This window comes from Pygmaiobacter massiliensis, assembly GCF_900199435.1.
Lineage (GTDB): Bacteria > Bacillota > Clostridia > Oscillospirales > Ruminococcaceae > Pygmaiobacter > Pygmaiobacter massiliensis.
The window spans coordinates 1612584-1636399 of sequence record NZ_OAML01000003.1; the positions used below are offsets into that span (position 1 = coordinate 1612584).

The window sequence follows — 23816 nt, forward strand, 5'->3', positions numbered from 1 at the left end:
ACTCATAACGTTCCAATTCCTTTCCTTCATGTATCAATAATCAATCTATGATGGGCCGACAAAAGGTGTCGAAGACCAGTTAAAAAATTAACGAAATAGTTTCAAATATAATCATACCATGCTGTAACATAACGCACAAGCGTGAAACAGGCTGAATTTTCTTTGTGGAAACCGATGCTTTCTGTGAGTAAACCCTAAACAAAAACCCGGAAATGTACGAAAAAACGTTTACTTGACAAGATTCTTGGTTTTCTCTATTCTTTGTTAAGAGACTGCAAATATTTTAATGTAGGAGAACACAATGGAACAGTGCACGGCGATTGAACGCAGCATTATAAAAAAATACCGCAAGGTAATATGGAACCGATTTATTGGCGGCGTGAAGGATTATGAGCTGATTGCCGAGGGCGACCGCATCGCGGTTTGCATCTCTGGCGGCAAAGACAGCATGTTGCTGGCCAAGTGCATGCAAGAGCTGCAGCGCCATAGCTACATGAAATTTTCGCTGGAATTTTTAGTGATGGACCCCGGCTATGCACCCGAAAACCGGGCCCAGATAGAGGCAAATGCAAAGCTGCTTGGCATCCCGGTGAAGATTTTTAATTCTGGCATTTTTGAAGCGGTGGAGCAGGCGGGCGACAGCCCCTGCTACCTGTGCGCGCGAATGCGGCGCGGTTACCTTTATAAATTTGCGCAACAGCTGGGCTGCAATAAAATCGCGCTGGGTCACCATTTTGATGACGTCATCGAAACGGTATTGATGAGTATGTTTTACGGTGCAGAAATCAAAACAATGATGCCTAAGCTGCACAGCACCAATTTTGAAGGGATGGAGCTAATCCGTCCACTTTATCTTGTGCGCGAAGAGGATATTATTGCCTGGAAAAATTATAACCATTTGGAATTTTTACAGTGTGCCTGCAGCCGCACCAAGCACCGTACTGAAACGGGCACCGATGGCGGTAAGCGCAGCGAGACCAAAGCCCTGCTGAAAACGTTGAAAAAGAAAGACTCGCAAATTGATGTCAATATCTTCCGCAGCCTGCACAACGTCAATATTGGTGCATTGCCGGGCCTAGTAAAAAACGGCAAAAAGCAAAGCTTCCTGGAAGAGTATGACCGATTTGACCGAAAAGTAGACTGTGCTGTTTTTGATGTGGATGGTACGCTGCTCGATTCAATGTATATCTGGTGGGGGATTGCCGATAAATACCTGCGTGCCCATGGGGTCACCCCGCCCGAAGATGTAGTAGCAAAATTGCGTGGGCACAATGTGCCGGAGGCGGTACGTTGGTGCAACGAAAACTGCGGGCTTTCCGTACCGGTAGAAGAAGGCGTGGCCGAAATTATCGGCATGGTGCGAGATGAGTACCAAGACAAAGTGACAGCTAAACCGTTTGTGCTGGATTATATCCGCCAGCTTAAAGCAAGCGGTGTGCGGGTATGTGCTGCGACCAATAGCGAAAAGGCTTATCTGAAATTTGCGCTGGAGCGGCTTGGCATTTTGCAGGATCTGGATCTGTTTATCAGCGCAAGCGAGCTGGGTGTAACCAAAAAAGACCCGCACTTTTTTGAGCTGGTGGCAGAGCGGCTGGGTGTTGCACCTTGTGAAGTGACGATGTTTGAAGATTCGCTTTATGCCATGAAAACAGCCAAAGAGGCAGGCTGCCGCGTGGTGGCACTTTACGATGAGGCAGCAAAAGCAGAAAATGACGAAGTGCGCAAAGTGTGCGATTTTTATGCAGGCAGCTTTGCGGTGTTTGTAAAATAATGCAGGGGGAAACCGATGGAGCTGACATGGAACGAGTTTGGCGCAAACAAACATGAGGGGTATGAGCTGCTGTTTGAGATGGCCAAAGCGCTGACCGAAGGCGAGCCGCACCCGCTGGCAAATCTCGCCAACCTGGCGGCACTGCTTGGCGAGGCTTTGCCGGAAATCAACTGGGCAGGGTTTTATTTGATGCATCAAGGTGAACTGTTGCTTGGCCCGTTTTGGGGCAAGCCTGCCTGCCTGCACATTGCGCTGGGGCGCGGTGTCTGTGGTACTGCTGCCGCCACAGGTAAGGTGCAGCGGGTAGAGGACGTACATGCTTTTCCCGGACACATTGCCTGTGATGCAGCCTCCGCCAGCGAAATTGTACTGCCGCTGTATGCCGCGGGTAAATTGCTAGGTGTACTGGACATCGACAGCCCTCGTAAAGGACGGTTTACCGCAGAAGACGAAGAGGGACTGACGCGCCTTGCCGCCTGGCTTGGGGAAAGCAGTGACTGGAGCCTTTGCGGTTACACATTGTGAACATAATTTTTTGATAGTTTAATACCGAAAAACAGCAAGAACGCAGACATCGTACGGTTTTTGCTGTTTTTTATTGGTGGCGCAAATAAAAGCGTAGACGGGCAACACTAAAGCAATATAGCATTTATGCGACAGGTTTGCGCGGATGCGGCAAAATTGTACGGTATCTATCAGTCTGGGATGCAAATTGGCTTCCATTTACAAACAGACGCAAAGCCGGATGCGCTGCCTCGTAATAAAAAACCAGAATAGACGGAAGTTTTCCACACTGGGCCCGCGGAAAGTGGAAAACTACTGCGCCTGCAAGCGCAGCACGGTGGAAATGAGGGAATGATATGAAAGATAAGACTTATGTTTCGGCGCAGACGGCGCGAAGGGTATTGTATTTTGTAACAGTGATTTTTTCGGTCGCATTTTTGTATGCAGGAAATCGCCTTGCGATGCAAAGCGGCGGACTTTTTCCGCCCTTTAGTGATCCCAGTTTGATTAAGGCGAAAGTAATTTCCATCTCGAACCGCGAGGTGAAAGAGCAACAAGGTTTTACTACCACAGATATGGTACAAAGTGTGCATATCCAGTTTTTTGCACAGGGGCTGGAAGGGACACATAAGGGCGAAACGCTGCTTGCCGAGCAGGTTATTGACGGTATGTTTGGCGGCCAGATGGAAGAGATTGAGGTAGGGGACAAGGTAAGCCTTTATTTAAACCCGGACCCCATGGCGACCACAACCTATGCGATGGGAGATTATCTGCGCAGCGACGGGCTTATGGTGTTCTGTCTGGTTTTTCTTGCGATGCTTTTGGTCTTTGGTCGCATGAAAGGTTTTCACACCATTCTATCGCTGCTGTTTACCTGTGCCGCTGTGTTTGTGGTTTTTGTGCCGATGGTGCTTGCAGGGTATAACATTTATTATTGTGCGGTGATGATTTGCATTTACACAGTGGTCAGCACGCTGTTACTTGTAAACGGTGCCACGACCAAAACGCTCACCGCTATTATCGGATGTGCGGCGGGTGTATTTGCATCCGGCGCGATTACACTGCTGATGACGAAACTGCTCAAACTGTCCGGGCTTGTTTCGCAAGAAACACAGTTTTTGCTGGATTTGGGCACTGCCCAGCCGATAGACCTCAAAGGTGTGGTATTTGCAGCTATTATTATCGGTGCAATGGGCGCGGTAATGGACGTTGCGATGAGTGTGGCATCCGCATTGGCAGAGCTGGCCGATCAGGCGGCAGTGGTTACGGTGCGCTCGCTGTTTCGCAGCGGAATGAACATTGGCCGGGATATGATGAGCACGATGGCAAATACCTTAGTGCTGGCGTATATTGGCTCTTCGCTTGCCAGCGTGCTGCTGCTGGCTGCTTACGCTAAATCTGTGCTGGAGCTGGTGAACCGCGAGATGATTGTAACCGAAATTGTGCAGGCGGTAACCGGCAGCATGGCTATTTTGTTGACGATACCACTGACCAGCCTTGTGGCCGCGGTGCTTTATACTCGCAAGCCCAAAACCCCGGAAAAGGAAGCCATTCAAGAATAAAGAAAAGCCCGCTGCACTGTGCAGCGGGCTTTTTTGTGGGATGCATTAAGTTAAAGATGATTATTGCTGCGCGTGGCGCAATGTGCGCTTTTTGACGATCAGCAGAATGACGCCGAGCATTGCGAAACCGCAGAGCAGCGGCAGCCACGGATTGCGGACGATGCCGGCAATAATGTAGCTGACAAAGCAGCAGCTGCCAACCAGCGTAGCGTAAACGAGCTGAGTGTTGACGTGGTCGATGTGGTTGCACTGGGCACCGGTGGAAGAAAGAATCGTCGTATCCGAAATGGGCGAGACGTGGTCGCCGTAGACGGAACCAGCAAGCGTAGCAGAGAGCGTTACAATCAGCAGCGACGGATCAGTCTGCTCGCAGATGATGACAATGATGGGGATGAGAATACCGAAAGTGCCCCAGGAGGTGCCGGTTGCAAAAGCAAGCACGGCAGCAACGATAAAGATAATAGCGGGCAGCAGAGTGATGGGCAGGCTGCTTTCTGCAACGAGGTTGCCGACAAAGGCACCGGTAGAAAGCAGCGTGCAGATCTCACTGATGGTCCAGGCAAGCGTTAAGATGATGAAGGAAGAAACCATGGATTTCACACCTTCGGTGATGCTGCCCATAAATTCGCCAAAGCCCATAAGGCGGCGGGGAACATAAAGCAGGAATGCAACGATCAATGCCACAAAGCTGCCCATAACCAGAGCAAGCGAAGCGTTGGTATTGCCGAAAGCATCCATAACCGAAACACCGCCGTCAAAGAAACCGCCGAGGTAAAGCATTGCGGTAATAGAAGCAACAATCAGTGCGGCAATCGGCACAATCAGGTCCGAAACGCGGCCGTTATGTGCATGCTCGGTATCCACTGTCATGTGAGGGTTGGATTTGGCCTCTACTGCGCCGAGTTCGCCCTGCGCAGCTTTGCGCTCAAATTTAGCAAGAGGGCCGAAATCAAGTTTCCAAGCGCAGACGGCGAAAACCATAGCCAGCGTAAGGAATGCGTACAGGTTGTACGGGATGGTCTGCATAAAGGTGGAAACACCGCTGCCGGGTGCGCCGTAGCCGGCCTGCTCGATGGTGCCGCCAACTGCAACTGCCCAGCTGGAAATCGGCATGATGATGCAGATAGGAGCAGCAGTGGAGTCGATGAGGTAAGCGAGCTTAGCACGGGAGATGCCGTGTTTGTCGGTTACGGGGCGCATGACAGTGCCGACGGTCAGACAGTTGAAATAGTCGTCGATGAAGATGAGGCAGCCGAGCAGCGCAGTAGAAAGCTGTGCGCCGCGCTTGGTGCGAATCTTCTGAATCGCCCATTCGCCGTAAGCGCGCGAGCCACCGGATTTGGTGACGACTACGACGAGTGCGCCGAGCAGGGCGAGGAAAAGTAGAATTTGTGAGCCGCTGCCCATGCGGACAGACATTGCGTCAAATGTAACCATAGTTGCTGAGGCCACGTTGCCGCCAGCATAGATGAGCGCACCGGAAAAAATACCGATGAGCAACGAGGTGATAACCTCTTTGGTGGTGAGCGCCAGTATGATGGCGACGAGAGGGGGCAGCAATGACAGCCAGCCCGCTGAGATAGGTTCCATGATTTTGTCCTCCTTGTTGTTGATACTTCCCACGATTGCAGCTGCGCAACAGACCGGTGCAGACATACCATTCCCGCTGTATGACCACACTTGAAAATGCCGGAGCTCAAACTGCATAAAAATGCAAAACACATTTCTTTAATGATAACAATCTTTGGCCTCTATTTCAACTGGAAAATTGCCAACGCCATAAAAAGAATGCCTCCGACGGGTGAAAGATCCGGCAGAGGACTGTCAGATACCCACTGGCCGAGTGCAGCACCGGCAAAGAGCGCGGCGCTGCCAGTGATGGCCACAGTGATGAGCAGTGCCCAAGGGGAAATGGCATATAGCCCTGCACCAAAACCCGCGCAAAAGCCGTCTAAGGCAAGCACCAAGCCTAAAAAAGAGGCCTCCTTGCCGGACAAAATAGCGCTGCGGTCAGTGTCTGCATGTTCTGGCACCAGGTAGAGGTCCAGCAGAATGCCAAAGCCACCGCATTTCAAATCCACCTGATGGCTGCCACCGCATCGGCGCAGTGCAATTTTTACGGTGCTTTCAAAAAACTTATAGGCACCGACAAGGAACAGGATGAGAAAACCAGCAGCTTTTGCCAGTGAAGCTGGCAGTACGGCAAGCAGAAATTTGCCGCCTATCAGTGAGATGCCAACTGCAAGGCTGCCGACGAGACCCGCCAGCAGTGCCGACAGTAATGGCACCCGCACCTTGCTCATGCCAAGCCCAGCGCCGGCGAGAAAAGAATCGATGCTAAGTGCAAAACCGAGTGTTAGTGCGCAAAAAAAACCAGTATGTTCCAAAGAATCGCCTCCCTTGCGCAGTATATGTGGAGCAAGAGCCGAGTGACAAAGAAAAAAGCGCCCTGGGCAGGGCGCCTTGGTTTTTGTGCTAAGAGCAGGGGCAAATCTGCTCCGATTTGTGTTTTTCGTGGTATTCTGCCACAAGATCCGCAAGGGTAATCTGGTCTACAACCCCCGCGATGGCTTCGTCGAGCCTGCGCCAGATGCCAATGGTGACACATTCGTCTGCACGCGGGCAAGTTTCGGTGCCCGCACATTTTGCACAGGAAACGGGGGAGAGGCTGCCCTCTGTGACCCGAAGAATATCGCCAACAGTGTACTTGTCCACTGTGCGTGAAAGCAGGTATCCGCCCTGTGCGCCGCGCACACTTTTTACAAACTCTGCACGCATCAGCATCGTGATAATCTGTTCTAAATATTTTTCGCTTAGCGATTGGCGGTGTGCAATGGCTGCAATGGGCACCTGCACACCGTTTTCACTATGCACGGCAATATCCAGCATCAGCCGCAGGGCATATCGCCCCTTGGTAGAAATTTTCATTTGGCGGTTCCCCTTTCGAAAAGCCGTAATTGCCGCCCAAACAGCGACCTAAGCTGCCTGGGCAACTGAATTAAGAGTTTTCAATAAAGCCCGCATTGCAGCGGGGGCAGGTGATGGCAATGCGGCCACGCCCGCGGGGAACCCGTACCTTTTGTCCACAGGAAGGGCAGGTGAAGTAACGATATTGCAGTGGTGCGTCAAATTTGGAAGGTCCGCTGCGCAGACGGCTCCAAAATGAGAGGAATTTTTCGTTTTCTGCACGGCGCAGCACAACTTTGGTGCTCATCGTGCGGAAGAATACCCAGACAATCAGCCCCATGCCGATGAGCGGTAGAAAAATCCAGTCCGGAAACATACGGGAAAGCAAAGAAAGAATGAGTACGATAACCATAATGGCGCCAGAAAGAGCATCAAACCCATTGCGCCCAAAGAAAAAATTACGAAATCCGTTCATTGTGATGATCTGTCCTTTCGGTTTACAGCACAAGCTGCACTGCTTTTATTATAGGTGGTGAGACGACAGACCGCAAGCACTACCTCTTAAAATTTACGAAAAGGCCATAATCCATCACGGGCAGAGCGGGAGCAAAATACAGAACTCGGCACCACCGGTGCTGAGGTTGCGTGCAAACAGCTCACCGCCGAGCTCGCGCACAGTGTTACGGGCAAAATACAGGCCCAAGCCACGCTGCTCGGTGCTTGCGCTGCGCAGCGAAACTCCCTGCTCGAAAATATGTTCCAGCTCGGTTTTAGGAATGCCGATGCCGGTATCTGCCACTGTGATAAGGACGGAATCGCCCTGTTTTTTTGCACCCAGCGTAATTTTGCCACCTTCGGGGGTAAAGCTGAGTGCATTATAAATAAGATTTTCCAGCACCCGTGCACATTTGTCCGGCCAGCCAAAAAAGTAAAGAGACTCGGTAGCGGGCCGAAAAACAAAATAAATGCCCTGGGCATCTGCATCCGGCTGATTGCTGCGGTAAACTTCCATTAAAAAAGAGGAAACCACAATTCTTTCTTTTGGGCCGGTAGGAAGCTCCTGATTAGAAAAGGTCTGAAGCGTTGTAACCCGACGGGTCATCTCGTCGGACTTTTGCTCGATTACCTCAAGATAGCTCTGGGTTTCTTTATCGAGCTGCAAGTTGCCAAAACGAATCAATTCCATATAAGAATGAATCGCGGACAGCGGTGCTTTAAGGTCGTGAGAAACATCGGCAAGAAAGCGTTTGCGCTCTTCGGAGAGGGCCTCTAACTGGTGGGTACGCAGGGCGACTTCTTCTTCCAGATGTTCTGTAAGATGTCGGTTTTCGTGCGCAAGCCGAAAGCTTTCTTTTGCCATTAAAACAGAAAAGCAGCACATGAGTAAACCGGCACAATAGTCTATAGGCCATAAAAAGCGAATTGGCTCAAATTTGCCGAAACCGAAATAATTTGCAAGCAGGCCAAGCGCAAAAATGTTGGAAGCCACAACCAGCAAAGTAGGCAAAGACTCTTGCGTTGCGCTATGTAAGACGCACCAGAAAATGCTGCCAGCCATAAGCAGAAGGAAAGTGTTGGAAGCAAGATTTAATACCCCTAAGAGCAGTGATAGCCGAGCGGGCGGAATCATGGCCAGCAAAACAATCCATAAGATATAGAACCCGCAGATGACGATGATGGCTTTGATATAAGGGTGCCGTGTTACGCCGCACAGCTCTGCGGTAACGGCCAGGGCACAGATTAACATAGCCGTAAAGCTTAGATTTTTAAGACAGAAAAGAATTTTAATATGATTGATGCCGAAAAAGAAAAAGAGGGGATAACTGATGTACAAAGCGAAAGAAAGGGCTAGGCTGCCAAAGGTAAAAAGAAGGTGGCGGCGCTGGGTAATCCAAAGACCCAGGGTGAAAAGGCAAAGCGCCAGTGAAGAGAAGCAGCAAAGCGCAGAAAGGCACAAGGTGCTGAGCGCCAGATACATAATGCTGGATTGAGTGCCAATCACGGGCGCAGCGCGCATTCCAAAATAATAATGTGTTTGGTTCGAAACTTGAAAAACGATTTGGGTGTCGCCTTCGAGGAGAAAATTAATCAGTCTGTATTGTAAAAAAGGCGTGTAATCTATAGGATCGCCGCAAGAGGTAACAAGCACATCGTCAATATATAGGCTGTAAGAAGAGAAAATTTCAGGAATAAAAATAGATAGCCGCAGAGGTTCCGATTGATATTTTAAGTTGTAAACATAGGTAGCAGAGCCCAAGGGAGTACCAGAAGAATGCATAGAGGAAAAAGTTTTTTTGTCCCCCAGGTTGATTCTCTGAAAAGAAGAGTTGCCAGCAATTTCATTTGGAGCAAGCAGTTGGTCGGGGTAAATACGCCACCCATTAATCAGAGGAATGAGTGTGTTATTAGAAAAAGTGCTCTCATAAATCTGAAGCGTGCCATCTACTGCCTGAGGGGCAGAAAGTGTATATTTGTTATTATAGAAATAATTGAAAGTGAAAAAGATGGCAGCGATAAAAAAGCTGAGACAAAAAAGTGCAAAATTACGCATACGATGTTTTGTCTTCAGCATAGCAGCAAGCCTCTTTCCAAAATTGATAAAATATGGACTGCAAAGCAATGGGATGGGCAATAGGGAGAATTTTGAAAGCTGATTCGGGTTGTTAAGCCAGCGGAGAAGAAAGAGCATATCATGCTTTTGGGCAAACAACCAACGTGTTTTAACATAAAAAACAGGGCGGCTTGCAAGCTACCCTGTTTTTATGAAAAAATTCAATTATCCACAAACAGGTATCCTTTGCCCCATGCGGTGCGAATAAAGGTTTTGTCCGGACATAGAGCATTTAGCTTTTTGCGCAACTGTCCAATATGTACCTGCACCGTGTGCGCATCGCCCAAATCGGGGGCATGCCAGATGCGGGTGTAAATTTCGCCTTGGGTAAAAGGGGTGTTGCGGTGTGTGGCCAGCAGCCGCAGAATATCGTATTCGCTGCTGGTTAAGCGCACAAGCTGCCCATTGACGGTTACCTGCCTTAATTTAAGGTTGATAATCAGCGGGCCAAATTTGAGCATCTGAAACTCTCCGCTTGCAGGTTTTTTGCAGCGGGCGTCGATGCGCAGCTGCAGCTCGCGGAAACTGTAAGGCTTGGTAATATAGTCGTCGCCACCGCACTCAAATGCTTCAGCAAGGGTTTGCTCTTGGCAAAAGTTTGTGACAAAGATAATCGGGGTGTCAGAAGTCTGACGGATGCGTCGGCAAAAATCGCAACCGTTGTCGTCGGTCAGCGCTATATCGAGCAAAATGCAGTCGTAATCTTCCTTATTAAGTAAAAAGAGCGCTTCCGCAGCATTGCGGGCGGTATCGATGCGATATTGATGCTCAGAAAAATAGATTTTATTGGCTTGCAAAATCTCCTCGTCATCATCTATACTTAAAAGCCGTAGCATAAAAACATCTCCCTTGGTGATGAATGCAAGTTTTATTAAAAGAGCTGCAACCAACACTGAAAATATGAGGCAATAAAATGATAGGTATTTGCAGTCAAAATTTGACGTATCTATATGAGAATAGTAATATTATAGCATACTCATCAAAAAATTTACAATTATTGAGAAAAGTGAAAATAATGAGAATTCATCTTTGTAGGCATATACAAAAAGGGATAGTTCTATTCTTAGCGTTTGCATTTATTATGACTAGTTTCAAGGTTTCGGCAGCTGAAAACAATTTGCTTCAAATTTACGACACGCTGGACCATTTTCGCGAAATAGAGGTGTCGGATACCGATGTGAATGCCGTGAAGCTTCATAAAAAAGAAATCTCTGAGTTGTTGACAGAGGTGAAAAAGCTGAATGCGAAAGAGAGGGCATTGATACCCCATAAAGATGCCGGGCAACTGGCGGGATATTTTGTTTTGCTGTATGCTTTAGAGGGCAAAGACACCGCAGAGCTGGAAAGCCTTTTTTCGGCAAAGCAAATCCAGGCGGCGGCTGCGCGGATCAATCAAGAAGAAAGCGAAACTGCAGGTTCGATGCAGTTTGCCGGACAGAGCCGGCAAGTGAGTGCGCCCAGCAGCTATGTGCCGGTGCGGCTGCTTGGCGTGCTGGTGGTCTTTTCAGCGATGATACCTGCCGGAATGCTGATTCGCCGCAGGTGGCAAAGAGAAATGCAGCGGCGCAGGGCAGAAGCGGAAAATGCACAGCCAAAAGCGCGCCGCATACCGCGGAAGCGCCGCGCTCCGGTAGCCCGCTAACGCTTAGATAAAATACTCGATAAAGAATGCCTTGCACCATAAAAGATTGCGCCGGTACAGCCCGACGGATGTACTGATGCGAAAAATAAAATGGAGGGACTGGGAAAATGAGCATGACAAGAGAAGAGGCTTGGCAACTGCTAACCAAGTACAACAAAGACGCGTTCCACCTGCACCACGCCAAAATGGTAGAGGGTACGATGCGCTATTATGCGAATTTGCTCGGCTACGGCGATGAAGCGGATTTTTGGGCGATTGTTGGCCTGCTGCATGATTTGGATTTTGAAGAGTTCCCCGAGGCACATTGCGTAAAAAGTCAGGAACTGATGAAAGAAGCCGGTGTGGAAGAGCGCATCATCCGCGCAACCGCCAGCCACGGCTATGGCCGTCAGGTAGATATTAAACCTGAGCACGAGATGGAAAAAGTGCTGTTTGCAGTGGACGAATTGACCGGTTTGATCGGCGCAGCGGCTTTGATGCGACCCTCTAAATCGGTACAGGATATGGAGCTGAAGTCGCTGAAAAAGAAATACAAGGATAAAAAATTTGCAGCAGGCTGCAGCCGGGAAGTGATTGGTGAGGGTGCCGACATGATGGGCTGGGAGCTGGACAAACTTTTGGAAGTGACCTTGGAAGCAATGAAAAGCTGTGAAGAAAGCGAAAACTAAAATTTCTCTATTTCACAAAAGACGAGCGGTAACGCTCGTCTTTTTTTGATAAAATCGAGAAGATGAAATTGTCTATTGACGTTAAGCGAGCAAGCCCTTATAATAGAAAAAACGCCTCGAGGAGCACTGCCGCTCCCGGGGCGTAAATGCAGCTTAAACGAATGCACGAAGAGTAAATGTTGACAGCAAGAACGCACGAAGAACAGGAGAAACTAAATGAAACTAAGAGGAAACATCTGGCTGGGGCACGGTTTTGCAAACGGTGAATTGACCGTTGACAAAGGCCGTATTGCTGGCATTGGTGTTTGTGTTTCCGATAGTGACGGCGGCAGTGTTTTTAAATTAAATAATTGTTTTATCATACCGGGACTCGCAGATGTACATGTTCATTTGCGAGATCCCGGTTTTTCTATGAAAGAGACAATGTTTACTGGCACTGCAGCAGCGGCGAGGGGCGGATATACGGCAGTTTGCAGTATGCCAAACTTAAACCCGCCGCCAGACACACCGGAGCACTTGCAATTGCAACTGGATAAAATAAAGCGAGATGCCTGCGTAAAAGTTTACCCGGTGGGTACCATCACCAAAGGGCAACAGGGCAGCGGAGAGCTGAGCGAGATGGAAGCACTGGCGCCCAATGTCATCGGTTTTTCGGACGATGGCCGCGGTGTGCAGAGCGAAGCACTGATGGAAGAGGCAATGCACCGCGCTGCTGCGCTGGGTAAGCCCATCATCGCCCACTGCGAGGCAAACGAGCTGCTGCATGGCGGATATATCCACGATGGTGCTTACGCAAAAGCCCACGGACACAAAGGCATCTCGAGCGAGAGCGAATGGAAACAGGTGGAACGTGACCTTGCCCTTGCAAAACGCACGGGCTGCCAGTACCATGTGTGCCATATTTCTACCAAAGAAAGCGTAGAGCTGATTCGCAAAGCGAAAGCGGAAGGTGTACGGGTAAGCTGCGAAACGGCCCCCCACTACCTGCTGCTGACCGAAGAGGACTTGCAGGAGGACGGGCGGTTTAAAATGAACCCGCCGCTGCGCACGAAAGCGGACAGAGAAGCACTGGTTGCGGGTTTGGTGGATGGGACAATTGACATGGTAGCAACCGACCATGCACCCCACACCGCAGGAGAAAAAGCAAGGGGACTTGCGGGCAGCGCTATGGGAATTGTAGGGCTGGAAACGGCATTTCCGCTGCTTTATACCTATCTTGTAAAACCCGGCATTTTGCCGATGGAACGTCTGATTGACGCTATGAGCACCGCGCCGCGTCGTATTTTTGGACTGCCGGGTGGTATGGCGGAAGGAGATGCCGCAGACATTGCGGTGTTTGATTTGGACTGCGAATATAAGATTGACCCGCAGGAATTTGTTTCGATGGGTCAGGCGACCCCTTTTGCGGGATGGCAAGTAAACGGAAGAACGGTTATGACAATAGTGGAGGGAAAGATAAAATGGCAGAACAATTCAATCGTAAAATAGTGCTGGAGAACGGCCAGGAATTTTACGGCTATGGCTTTGGCGCCAACGTGCAAGCCGTAAACGAAATCGTGTTTAACACTTCGATGGTTGGTTATCAGGAGGTTATCTCTGACCCGAGCTACACGGGGCAGATGGTGGTAATGACCTATCCGCTGATTGGCAACTACGGCCTTGCAGATGAGGACTACGAAACCAAAATTCCGACGATGGGCGGTTTGATTGTACGTGAGTACAATGACATTCCCTCCAACTTTCGCTATACGAAAACAGTAAGCGAAGTGCTCGAAGAGAACGGCATCCCGGGCATTTCCGGCATCGACACCCGTTGCCTGACCCGCATCATCCGCAAAGAGGGCAGCCAGAAGGTGCTGATTTGCGATGCCGACCTGCCGTATGCAGTGGCGATGAAGATTGTGAAAGATAGCGTGCTGCCGACAGACGGCGTACACAAGGTAAGCTGCAAAAAACGCTGGTACTCGCGTACCTTCAACCCCAACTTTAACGTGGTGGCGGTGGACTGCGGCATCAAACTGAACATTGTGCGCAAACTGAACGAGCGCGGCTGCAACGTGACGATTGTGCCTTACAACACCACGGCCGAAGAAGTGCTGGCACTGCGCCCGGACGGGCTCTTCCTCTCGAATGGCCCGGCAGACCCGGTGGATGTGCCGGAAGTTGCCGAGCTAGTGCGCCAGCTGCACGGCAAGATGCCGATTTTCGGTATCTGCCTGGGCCACCAGATTATCTGCATCGCCTACGGTGCCAAGACTTATAAAATGAAGTTTGGCCACCGCGGCGGCAACCATCCGGTCAAAAACCTTGAGACCGGAAAAATCGAAATTACCAGCCAGAACCACAGCTACGCGGTAGATCCCACCACGCTGGAAAACACCGGGCTGACGCTGACCCACATGAACCTGCTGGACAACACTGCCGAGGGCGTACGCTGCGAGAAAGACAAGCTGTTCAGCGTGCAGTTCCATCCGGAAAGTGCGCCGGGCCCGCAGGATTCGGGCTACCTGTTCGACCAGTTCCTTGCATTGATGAACGAGCATAAGGAGGAAACCAAGAATGCCTAAGAGAACCGATATTAAAAAAGTTTTGGTCATTGGCTCCGGCCCTATCGTAATTGGCCAGGCTGCTGAATTTGACTATGCAGGCACCCAAGCCTGCCTCGCATTGAAAGAAGAAGGCTACAAGGTCATCCTCATCAACTCGAACCCCGCGACCATTATGACTGACACCGCCATTGCGGACAAAGTTTACATGGAGCCGCTGAACCTGGAATATGTGGCGAAAATCATCCGCTACGAGCGCCCGGATGCGATTGTGCCGGGCCTTGGTGGCCAGACCGGCCTGAACCTTGCAGTACAGCTGGCTAAAAAAGGTGTGCTGGACGAATGCCAGGTCGAGATTCTCGGCACCAGCTTTGAATCTATCGAGATGGCAGAGGACCGCGAGCTGTTCAAAGAGCTTTGCGAATCTCTGGGTGAGCCTGTGCTGCCGAGCAAAATTGCGAACACGATGGACGAAGGTCTTGCAGCAGCAGAAGAAATCGGCTACCCGGTGGTACTGCGCCCGGCCTTTACGCTGGGTGGTACCGGCGGCGGTTTTGCAGACGACCCCACCGAGTTCCGTGAAATTATGAAGCATGCACTGGCACTTTCGCCCGTGCATCAGGTACTGGTAGAGAAGAGCATCAAAGGCTATAAAGAAATCGAATACGAAGTCATGCGTGACTCCAACGATACTGCCATCACCATCTGCAACATGGAAAACATCGATCCGGTCGGTATCCACACCGGCGACTCGGTGGTTGTTGCACCCAGCCAGACGCTGACCAACAAAGAATACCAGCTGCTGCGCGACTCGGCGCTGCGCCTGATTCGTGCGCTGAAAATCGAGGGCGGCTGCAACGTTCAGTTTGCACTGGATCCGCACTCGTTCAGCTACTATCTCATCGAGGTAAACCCGCGCGTGTCCCGTTCCTCGGCACTGGCCTCTAAAGCGAGCGGCTACCCGATTGCGCGCGTTTCTGCAAAAATTGCAGTTGGCCTGACCCTGGACGAAATCCGCATTGCGAATACGCCGGCTTCTTTTGAGCCGACCCTCGACTATGTGGTGACCAAAATCGCACGCTTCCCGTTTGATAAATTTACCGACGCTTCGAACAAGCTGTCCACCCAGATGAAGGCCACCGGCGAAGTAATGAGCGTGGGTCGTACGCTGGAAGAGAGCTTGCTGAAAGCAATCCGCAGCCTTGAGACCGGCGTTTGGCACCTGCACAACAAAAAGTTTGACAGTACCCCCAACGAAGAACTGCTCAACTACATCGCCATCGGCACCGACGACCGCATTTTTGCGATTGCTCAGCTGATTCGCAACGGCATCGACCTTGGCCTCATCTATAATGCGACCAAAATCGACCTGCTTTTCCTTGAAAAGTTTAAGAACATTGTGGACTTTGAAAAAGAACTGAAGGCACATGCGTTTGATATTGTTACACTGCGCGATGCAAAGCGTATGGGCGTTTCGGACAAGTATATTGCCGAAGTTTGGGGCAGCAACGAAAAAGAGATTTTCTTGCTGCGCAAAAAAGAAGGCATTTTCCCGGTTTATAAAATGATTGACACCTGCGCTTCGGAGTTTGATAGCTATGTGCCTTACTTCTACTCCACTTACGAGCAGGAGAATGAATCTATCGTATCCGACCGTAAAAAAATTGTGGTATTGGGCTCCGGCCCCATCCGCATCGGGCAGGGCGTCGAATTTGATTATTCCACGGTTCACGCTATTTGGGCAATCCGCGAGGCGGGCTACGAAGCAATCATCATCAATAACAACCCCGAAACTGTTTCTACCGATTACACCACCAGCGACAAACTCTACTTTGAGCCGCTGACCGTCGAGGACGTTATGAATGTGCTTGAGCTTGAGCAGCCGATGGGTGTTGTGGTATCGCTGGGCGGACAGACTGCCATCAACCTGGCAAAACCGCTTGCAAACCTCGGCGTGCCCATCATCGGCACCGACGTGCAGGCAATTGAAAATGCCGAAAACCGCGATTGCTTTGAAAAAATTATGGATAAGCTCGGTATTCCGCAGCCGAAAGGCCTGGCCGTAACCAATATCGAAGACGGCTGCGAGGTCGCTTCGCAAATCGGTTACCCGGTGCTGGTGCGCCCCAGCTATGTGCTCGGCGGCCGTGCAATGCAGATTGTCGCTGATGAAGAAAGCCTGCGGCACTATCTGGCAACCGCAGTAGAAATTGATGTAGACCAGCCGGTGCTGGTAGACAAGTATATCATGGGCCGCGAACTTGAAGTCGACGCAGTATGCGACGGCGAGTCGGTCTTTATCCCCGGCATTATGGAGCACGTTGAGAAAACCGGGGTTCACTCCGGCGACTCAATCAGCGTTTACCCGACCTTCAGCGTCAGCGACAAGGTAAAAGAAACCATCAAGGATTACACGGTACAGCTCGGTCTGGGCATTGGTATTGTGGGTCTGTTCAACATCCAGTTTATTGCGGTGGGCGACGAGGTTTCGGTCATCGAGGTAAACCCGCGGTCTTCCCGCACGGTGCCGTTCCTTTCGAAAGCGACCGGTGTACACATTGCGGACATCGCGACCCGCGTAATGCTGGGCCATAGCCTGAAAGAACAGGGCATCACCGAAGTAGTCCATCCGGAGCGTGCCCGCTGGTACGTTAAGGCACCGGCATTCTCGTTCTCGAAAATTCGCGGACTGGATGCCTACCTCTCACCCGAGATGAAATCTACCGGCGAAGCAATCGGTTATGATAAGAGTCTGACCCGCGCACTGTACAAAGCAATGCAGGCAAGCGGCATGAATGTGGCAAACTACGGTACCATTTTTGTGACCATCGCCGACCGTGACAAAGACGAAGCCCTGCCGCTGATTCGCCGCTTCTATGACCTCGGCTTTAACATTGAAGCGACCGAAGGCACCGCAGCATTTTTGAAAGAGCACGGCATCAAAACCCGGGCAAAGAAAAAAATCAGCGAAGGCAGCGAGGAGATTCTGGAATCGCTGCGCCGCGGCCACGTCAACTACGTGATTAACACCAGCGAAATTGGCGGCCAAACCGGCGAGAGCGACGGATTCGAGATTCGCCGCTGTGCCGTAGAAAACAATGTAACAATGTTTACTGCACTGGATACCGTGGCGGTACTGCTGGATGTACTGGAAGAAATCACGATGGGTGTTTCGACCATCGATGCGGACTAACGCTCGTCGCAGGGCTCCTCGCTTACGAAAAGCCTTTTGCGGCGAAACGATGCCGCAAAGCCGCCGTGTGCGGCGGCCCCGGCTTTTCCCCTTACAGAAAACAGGGCGGGAGGCAGCGTCGCAGGGCTCCTCGCTCACGAAAAGCCTTTTGCGGCGAAACGATGCCGCAAAGCCCCCGTGTGCTGCGGCACCAGCTTTTCCCCTTACAGAAAACAGGGCGGGAGGCAGCGTCGCAGGGCTCCTCGCTCACGAAAAGCCTTTTGCGGCGAAATGATGCTGCAAAGCCGCCGCGAAAGGCGGCCCGGCGGTTTCGCTTGCGCAAGATTTCTGCGATACAGTAAGATGAAATGAAAAGCAGCGGCTATGCGCTGTAGCAAAGAAAAGAAAGGAGCGGTCGCAAAAATGGAATTTATGATTCTGAGCAACCAGCCGATTGCAAAAAGCGTATATAAAATGGTGCTGGCTGGCGATACCCGGGGAATCAAGGCAGGACAGTTTGTAGAGCTGGCATTGCCGGGCCGCTTTTTAAGGCGACCCATTTCGGTGTGTGACTGGACCGAAAATACGCTTACCTTAATTTATAAAGTGGTAGGCGTTGGCACCGAAGATATGACCCAGATGCAGGAAGGTGTCAAGCTGGATGTTTTGACGGCGCTTGGCAACGGATACGACCTGGACCGCGCCGGCGATGCGCCGGTGCTGATTGGGGGAGGCGTTGGTGTGCCGCCGATGTACGGCCTTGCGAGAGAGCTTTGCCGCCGCGGCATTATCCCGACTATTCTGCTCGGCTTTAACACGATTGATGAAGTGTTTTACGAGGCACAGTTTTTGGCGCTTGGCTGCACGGTTTATGTAGCAACAGCAGACGGCAGCTATGGTACAAAAGGTTTTGTAACCGACGTGCTGCGCGAAGAAAACCTAACCCCCAGCTATTATTACACCTGTGGCCCTCTGCCGATGCTGCGCGCAGTGGCAAATGCAACGGTGTGCTCCGGTGAAGCTAGCTTTGAAGAGCGCATGGGCTGCGGCTTTGGCGCTTGCATGGGCTGCACCATTCTGACAACGCAAGGCCACAAACGTGTTTGCAAAGACGGACCGGTGTTTCAAAAGGAGGAGATCGAGTGGCAGAGCTGAGCGTAAACCTTGCCGGGTTGCAGCTGGATAACCCGATTGTCCCAGCATCCGGCTGTTTTGGATATGGCAATGAGTTTAAAGACTTTTACGATATTAATATTTTGGGCAGCTTTTCGTTTAAAGGAACAACCAAAGAACCGCGGGTTGGTAATCCCACGCCGCGTATTGCAGAATGTGATGCGGGCATGATTAATGCTGTGGGGCTGCAAAACCCTGGCGTACATGCTGTAATCGAACACGAGTTACCCCGTATGAAAGAATATTTCCATAAGCCCGTGATTGCGAACATCGGCGGGTTTTCGGTGGAAGAGTTTGTTTACTGCTGCGAGTTGATGGAACAGCAGCCGCAGGTAGGGTTGGTGGAAGTGAACATCAGCTGCCCCAACCTGCACGCAGGCGGTACTAATTTTGGCTCCTGCGCAGACAGCGCAGCCGAGGTTACGCGTGCGGTGCGCAAAGTAGTAAAAAGCAAACCGCTGTTTATCAAACTGTCGCCCAACGTCACAGATATTACTGAGGTGGCAAAAGCCTGCGAGGCAGAAGGCGCCGACGGTCTGTCGCTCATCAACACCTTATTGGGTATGCGCATTGACCCCAGAGCCCGCAAACCGGTGATAGCCAATGTAATGGGCGGGTTTTCCGGCCCGGCGATTTTTCCGGTGGCGCTGCGCTGTGTGTACCAGACGGCGCATGCCGTTAAAATACCGGTGATGGGAATTGGCGGTGTAGACAGCGCAGAAAAAGTGCTGGAAATGATGCTGGCAGGGGCAACTGCGGTGCAGGTAGGTGCCGCAAACCTCGCAGACCCTTACATTTGTAAAAAAATAATTGAAGAGTTGCCCGCAGTGATGCAGAAGTATGGCATTGAGCGTTTGGCAGATTTGGTTGGCAAGGTGTAAGCTGCCTTTCCAAGGTGAATGAAAAGTAAAAGGCATATTGGCCGCTGGCGAATATGCCGCAGAGAAAAGGAGAAACAGATGGGGAAAGATGTTATCATTGCTTGCGATTTTGCATCGGCAGAAGCAACGTTTGTGTTTTTAGACCAGTTTACCGACGAAAAGCCGTTTGTGAAAATTGGTATGGAGCTATTTTACGCGGAAGGCCCTGAAATTGTGCGGGAAATCAAACGCCGCGGACACAAGATCTTTCTGGATCTGAAACTCCATGATATCCCGAACACCGTGAAAAAAGCCATGGCAAGCCTGGCGCGGCTGGACGTGGACATGGCCAACCTGCATGCGGCAGGCACCATTGAAATGATGCGTGCGGCACTGGAGGGACTGACCCGCGAGGACGGCACCCGTCCGATGCTGATTGCGGTAACGCAGTTGACTTCTACAAGTGAGGACCGGATGCAGAAAGAGCTGCTGATTAACGCTTCTATCAATGATACGGTAGTACAGTATGCCAAGAATGCAAAAGAAGCAGGTCTGGACGGTGTCGTATGCTCTCCGCTGGAGGCTGGCATGGTGAAAGATGCCTGCGGCGATGCATTCTGCACGGTTACCCCCGGTGTGCGTTTTGCGGACGGCGACGTAGGCGACCAGGTGCGCGTAACCACTCCGGAAAAAGCGCGTGAAATTGGCACCGATTACATTGTGGTAGGACGCCCGATTACCGCTGCGGCAGACCCCGTAGCTGCCTATAAGCGCTGCAAAAAAGAATTTTGCGGCTAATGAGAAGGCGACTATTGTAAAAAGGTTATAGATGCTGATGGCAGCACTTTAAAGGAAAATATCGGAAAATATCGTTGACGTCTTGTCAGCGGATTGTTTTTCGTGCAAAATAGAAATTCGGAAGCAGCCATAAAAGGGAGAATTGCCCGTGGCTAAAGGAAGGAAAACAGATGATGAATACGACAGAATCCGCAATCGCAAAAGCGCTGCTCTCCATTGAAGCAGTTTTCTTGAAACCCGACGAACCCTTTACCTGGGCATCCGGCATCAAAAGCCCGATTTATTGCGACAATCGCCTAACCCTTTCCGCCCCCGCAGTACGCGAGCAGATAGAAGCAAGCCTGGCAGAGTATGTGGACAAATTCTTCCCCGAAGCAGAGGTGATTATGGGTACCTCTACCGCGGGTATTGCACATGCTGCTATTGTGGCTACAATTTTGGATTTGCCCATGGGTTATGTGCGCGGTGGCGCAAAAGACCACGGCCGCAAAAACCAGATTGAGGGCAAATTGACCCCGGGCCAGAAGGTCGTTGTCATCGAGGACCTGATTTCAACAGGCGGCAGCGTGCTGGAAGTTGTAGAAGTGCTGCGCGAAGCCGGTGCAGAAGTGCTTGGCGTGGTTTCCATCTTTACCTATGGCATGAAAAAAGGCGTTGAGCGGCTGGAAGCAGCGAAGGTTGAAAACCACTCGCTGTCGAACCTGGACACTCTGGTGGAAGTGGCTGCCAAAGAAGGCTACATCGAAGAAGGCGACAAAGCGCGTTTGATTGCTTTCCGCAACAACCCTTCGGATGAGAGCTGGATGAAAAAATAATCCAAACGTTGCCGTCCGGGCAGATTTCCGGACGGCAATTTTAAAAGAAAGGACCTTTTAAAATGCGCCATTTATTAGAATCTGGAGATTTGACTGTTGCGGAAACCGATGACCTGATCCGCATGGCGGAAGATATCATTGCACATCCCGAGGCATACAGCGAGCGTTGCAAAGGCAAAAAACTTGCAACACTCTTTTTTGAACCGTCTACCCGCACACGCCTTTCGTTTGAAGCGGCGATGTATGAGCTGGGTGGTAATGTGCTGAGTGTTTCCTCAATGGCCTCTTCGTCTGCTGCAAAAGGCGAAACAATGGCGGATACGGTGCGCGTGATGGGGTGCTATGCGGATATTATTGCGATGCGTCACCCAAAAGAAGGCGCGCCTTATGCGGCACGCCGCGTGGCAGAAGTGCCGATTATCAATGCCGGTGACGGAACGCACCACCACCCCACCCAAACCCTGACCGACCTTTGCACTATCCACCGTGAAAAAGGCCGACTGAATGACTTAACCGTAGTTTTTTGCGGCGACCTCAAATACGGACGGACAGTCCACTCGCTGGTCAAAGCCTTTTCTCAGCGTAAGGGCATTAAGTTTATCTTCGTTTCACCCGAAGAGTTGAGAATGCCGTCCAGCTTGCTACATGAAACGTTGGATCCACTTGGCATGCAATATGAAGAAGTGCGCTCTATGGAAGAAGCGCTGGCAGAGGCCGATGTGCTTTATATGACACGTATTCAGCGTGAGCGGTTTGATGATATGGAGATGTACGAGGCACTGAAAGACATCTATGTGCTGACTTCTGAGAAAATGGCCCTTGCGAAGAGCGATTGCATTGTGCTGCATCCACTGCCGCGCGTCAATGAAATTGCGGTGGAAGTGGATGCCGACCCGCGTGCCTGCTATTTTGAGCAGGTTTACAATGGCAAGATTATGCGCATGGCGCTGATACTGAAACTGCTTGGCTTAGATGGTGACACGGCTTTTGCGACTGCCGAGCATGCACAAAAGCAAAACCTAGTGCCCGAAAAGGCAGTACCGGGCAAATGTAGCAACCCGCGCTGCATCTGCACCACAGAGCAGGGGTTGCCGCATCTGGTGCGCCCTTCTTACCTGCATAAGAACGAAATGTGCTGCATTTATTGCGATACACCGGTAAAATAAAAGCAGAAATGTGATAGATATCAGCAAAAGATGCGCTCTTAAAATTCAAGAATTGTTGATTATTTGTGGAAAAAAACAGCACAGCTAGCAAGCTGTGCTGTTTTTTTGTGACGTGATACACAAAAAATACTGATTTATTTCACAGAAACATTTGAAATTTGGCTAAATTGTGGTAATATTTAGGTAAATGAGGACCGCCGTGGACATTTGCGGCTAAATCAATGATTAAGGAGTGGACAAGGACATGAACAAAGCAGGACTCATCGATGCGCTGTCGCAGCAAACAGGAATCGACAAAAAAGAGTGCAAAAAAATGGTTGAAGTCACTCTAACACTGATTGAACAACAACTTGCCGCAGGAGAACGCGTACAGCTGGCAGGATTTGGTTGTTTTGAGGTACAAAGCCGGCATAGCCGAGAAGGCGTCAATCCGCGTACCAAAGAGCGGATGATGATTCCGGCTTGCAAATGTCCCTCGTTTAAGGCGGGCAAAGTGCTGAAGAGCGCAGTAAACGAATAATAGAAGCCCCTTGTGCTGTAAAGTGCGAGGGGCTTTTGTTTTGCAAAACATGCCATCCTGAGATAGATGCTGTGCATGTGTTTATTAAAAATCTAAAAATCCTCGCCAGACGTTTGTGCTGGCGAGGATTTTTGTAAGCTTATAGTATTTTTAAGTCAGTGCAGTGAAATTGCAAAGGGGAAAAGCGACCGGTTAGAGAAGACGATTCATTACCACGCTTGCTACACCGATAATCTCTGCGTCGCCGCAGGCGAAATCTGCTGCGGAGAGGATAATCGGCTGGTAGGCCTGGTTTTCGGGCAGAAGAACAATGGTGTCGCCTTTTTGCTGAAACCGCTTGAGTGTAGCATCATCGCCATTTAAGCGGCAGGCTACAATATTGCCGTTTTCGGCAGTGGACTGGCGGTGGATGAGCACCTTGGAGCCGGGCAAAATGCCAGCGCCCTGCATGCTGTCGCCCTCTACTACCAGCCAAAAATATTCTTCGGGGTTGCGCACATCTACCGGCAGCCAGCCAAGGATATCCTCTTTTGCTGCAATCGGCATGCCGGCCCGAATCGTACCAACCACCGGTGCACTGCCGGTGGGCGCAATGGCGACCTGGTTAATAATTTCTTGCCGTGCAGCGCGGTCGGTTTCACCGAGGAGGTAAGAGGTGCTGCATTGCAGCGCATCGGCAATGGCTTTTAGGCGGTCTGCCGGGATTTTAGGAGTTGCCCCGGTAGCATACCGCTGCAACGCAGATTTTGGCACCCCGGTTAAACTTTGCAGGGTGGCATAAGAGATGCGCTGGGCTTTCATCGCGGCCAGCATGCGTTCGGCAGTGAGGCTCATAGGGGATACATCCTTTCTTACACAAAAGTGTGACAGGTAATGGTTTTATTATAAATGAAACATCCCAATTTTGCAAATATTTAAAAAATGTTCCAAAAATGGGTTGACTTTGTCCCAAAAATGTGATAAACTGATGCCACGATGAAAAAAGCATCAAAGCGATAAAAAGTTAACTAAAGAGAAGCAAACAGCGCCTAGAGGCGCATTTTGTTTCACTTGATTGTCCCAATAATGGGAAAAATAAAATGCTTTTTTCTTGGACAATAA

Annotated in this window: 21 protein-coding genes; 14 read left to right on the forward strand and 7 right to left on the reverse strand. The window is 50.6% G+C overall.

From position 1 onward, the window contains the following. The first annotated feature begins 301 nt into the window (after positions 1–301). From C1A11_RS14020 to C1A11_RS12360, 3 genes are all read left to right on the forward strand, one after another. Complete coding sequence (locus C1A11_RS14020; protein ID WP_102050746.1) at positions 302–1771, forward strand: HAD-IA family hydrolase; 1470 nt, start codon at positions 302–304, stop codon at positions 1769–1771. 15 nt (positions 1772–1786) lie between these two features. Beyond that, on the forward strand, positions 1787–2296 hold the full coding sequence (locus C1A11_RS12350; RefSeq protein ID WP_102050747.1) for a GAF domain-containing protein: 510 nt from the start codon (positions 1787–1789) through the stop codon (positions 2294–2296). 335 nt (positions 2297–2631) lie between these two features. After that, on the forward strand, positions 2632–3837 hold the full coding sequence (locus C1A11_RS12360; protein ID WP_102050749.1) for a YibE/F family protein: 1206 nt from the start codon (positions 2632–2634) through the stop codon (positions 3835–3837). 60 nt (positions 3838–3897) lie between these two features. On the opposite strand, the gene C1A11_RS12365 is transcribed toward C1A11_RS12360, so the two are convergent. The 6 genes from C1A11_RS12365 to C1A11_RS12390 form a co-directional block, all read right to left on the reverse strand. Continuing rightward, positions 3898–5427 (reverse strand): Na+/H+ antiporter NhaC family protein, encoded by a 1530-nt coding sequence (locus C1A11_RS12365; protein ID WP_102050750.1) that lies wholly within the window; start codon positions 5425–5427, stop codon positions 3898–3900. 161 nt (positions 5428–5588) lie between these two features. Continuing rightward, positions 5589–6224, reverse strand: a complete 636-nt coding sequence (locus C1A11_RS12370; protein WP_102050751.1) for an MntP/YtaF family protein — start codon at positions 6222–6224, stop codon at positions 5589–5591. Between the two features lie 88 nt (positions 6225–6312). Next, a complete protein-coding gene (locus tag C1A11_RS12375; RefSeq protein WP_102050752.1) occupies positions 6313–6765 on the reverse strand; it encodes an RrF2 family transcriptional regulator in 453 nt (150 codons plus the stop codon). Positions 6766–6835: 70 nt separating this feature from the next. After that, complete coding sequence (locus tag C1A11_RS12380) at positions 6836–7219, reverse strand: zinc-ribbon domain-containing protein (protein WP_102050753.1); 384 nt, start codon at positions 7217–7219, stop codon at positions 6836–6838. 114 nt (positions 7220–7333) lie between these two features. After that, positions 7334–9316, reverse strand: coding sequence for a sensor histidine kinase (locus tag C1A11_RS12385; RefSeq protein ID WP_180950352.1), 1983 nt, complete (start codon positions 9314–9316; stop codon positions 7334–7336). 200 nt (positions 9317–9516) lie between these two features. Continuing rightward, a complete protein-coding gene (locus tag C1A11_RS12390) occupies positions 9517–10191 on the reverse strand; it encodes a response regulator transcription factor (protein ID WP_102050755.1) in 675 nt (224 codons plus the stop codon). A 77-nt stretch (positions 10192–10268) separates the two neighbouring features. Here C1A11_RS12390 and C1A11_RS12395 point away from each other — a divergent pair, with 77 nt between their 5' ends. The 11 genes from C1A11_RS12395 (at position 10269) to C1A11_RS12445 (ending at position 22715) form a co-directional block, all read left to right on the forward strand. Continuing rightward, positions 10269–10997, forward strand: coding sequence for a hypothetical protein (locus tag C1A11_RS12395; protein WP_145995763.1), 729 nt, complete (start codon positions 10269–10271; stop codon positions 10995–10997). Positions 10998–11104: 107 nt separating this feature from the next. Next, positions 11105–11665, forward strand: a complete 561-nt coding sequence (locus tag C1A11_RS12400; RefSeq protein WP_341458151.1) for a hydrolase — start codon at positions 11105–11107, stop codon at positions 11663–11665. A 216-nt stretch (positions 11666–11881) separates the two neighbouring features. Next, positions 11882–13153 (forward strand): dihydroorotase, encoded by a 1272-nt coding sequence (locus C1A11_RS12405; protein ID WP_102050757.1) that lies wholly within the window; start codon positions 11882–11884, stop codon positions 13151–13153. Then, positions 13126–14232 carry a glutamine-hydrolyzing carbamoyl-phosphate synthase small subunit gene (gene carA, locus C1A11_RS12410; RefSeq protein WP_102050758.1) on the forward strand — a complete coding sequence of 369 codons (1107 nt, stop codon included), beginning with the start codon at positions 13126–13128 and terminating at the stop codon, positions 14230–14232. Before C1A11_RS12405 ends, carA begins: the two co-directional genes overlap by 28 nt. Continuing rightward, a complete protein-coding gene (carB, locus tag C1A11_RS12415) occupies positions 14225–17404 on the forward strand; it encodes a carbamoyl-phosphate synthase large subunit (RefSeq protein ID WP_102050759.1) in 3180 nt (1059 codons plus the stop codon). The genes carA and carB overlap by 8 nt, the downstream gene beginning before the upstream one ends. Before the next feature lie 402 nt (positions 17405–17806). Beyond that, positions 17807–18538 carry a dihydroorotate dehydrogenase electron transfer subunit gene (locus C1A11_RS12420; protein WP_102050760.1) on the forward strand — a complete coding sequence of 244 codons (732 nt, stop codon included), beginning with the start codon at positions 17807–17809 and terminating at the stop codon, positions 18536–18538. Continuing rightward, positions 18526–19437: a dihydroorotate dehydrogenase gene (locus tag C1A11_RS12425; protein ID WP_102050761.1), complete on the forward strand. Its 912-nt coding sequence runs from the start codon at positions 18526–18528 to the stop codon at positions 19435–19437. The genes C1A11_RS12420 and C1A11_RS12425 overlap by 13 nt, the downstream gene beginning before the upstream one ends. A 78-nt stretch (positions 19438–19515) precedes the next feature. Continuing rightward, positions 19516–20214, forward strand: a complete 699-nt coding sequence (gene pyrF, locus C1A11_RS12430) for an orotidine-5'-phosphate decarboxylase (RefSeq protein ID WP_102050762.1) — start codon at positions 19516–19518, stop codon at positions 20212–20214. Positions 20215–20384: 170 nt separating this feature from the next. Beyond that, on the forward strand, positions 20385–21029 hold the full coding sequence (pyrE, locus tag C1A11_RS12435) for an orotate phosphoribosyltransferase (RefSeq protein WP_207653951.1): 645 nt from the start codon (positions 20385–20387) through the stop codon (positions 21027–21029). A 62-nt stretch (positions 21030–21091) separates the two neighbouring features. Then, a complete protein-coding gene (gene pyrB, locus C1A11_RS12440; protein ID WP_102050763.1) occupies positions 21092–22195 on the forward strand; it encodes an aspartate carbamoyltransferase in 1104 nt (367 codons plus the stop codon). A gap of 244 nt (positions 22196–22439) precedes the next feature. Next, a complete protein-coding gene (locus C1A11_RS12445) occupies positions 22440–22715 on the forward strand; it encodes an HU family DNA-binding protein (protein WP_102050764.1) in 276 nt (91 codons plus the stop codon). A gap of 192 nt (positions 22716–22907) precedes the next feature. On the opposite strand, the gene C1A11_RS12450 is transcribed toward C1A11_RS12445, so the two are convergent. Next, positions 22908–23549 (reverse strand): LexA family protein, encoded by a 642-nt coding sequence (locus C1A11_RS12450; protein WP_102050765.1) that lies wholly within the window; start codon positions 23547–23549, stop codon positions 22908–22910. Between the last annotated feature and the right edge of the window lie 267 nt (positions 23550–23816).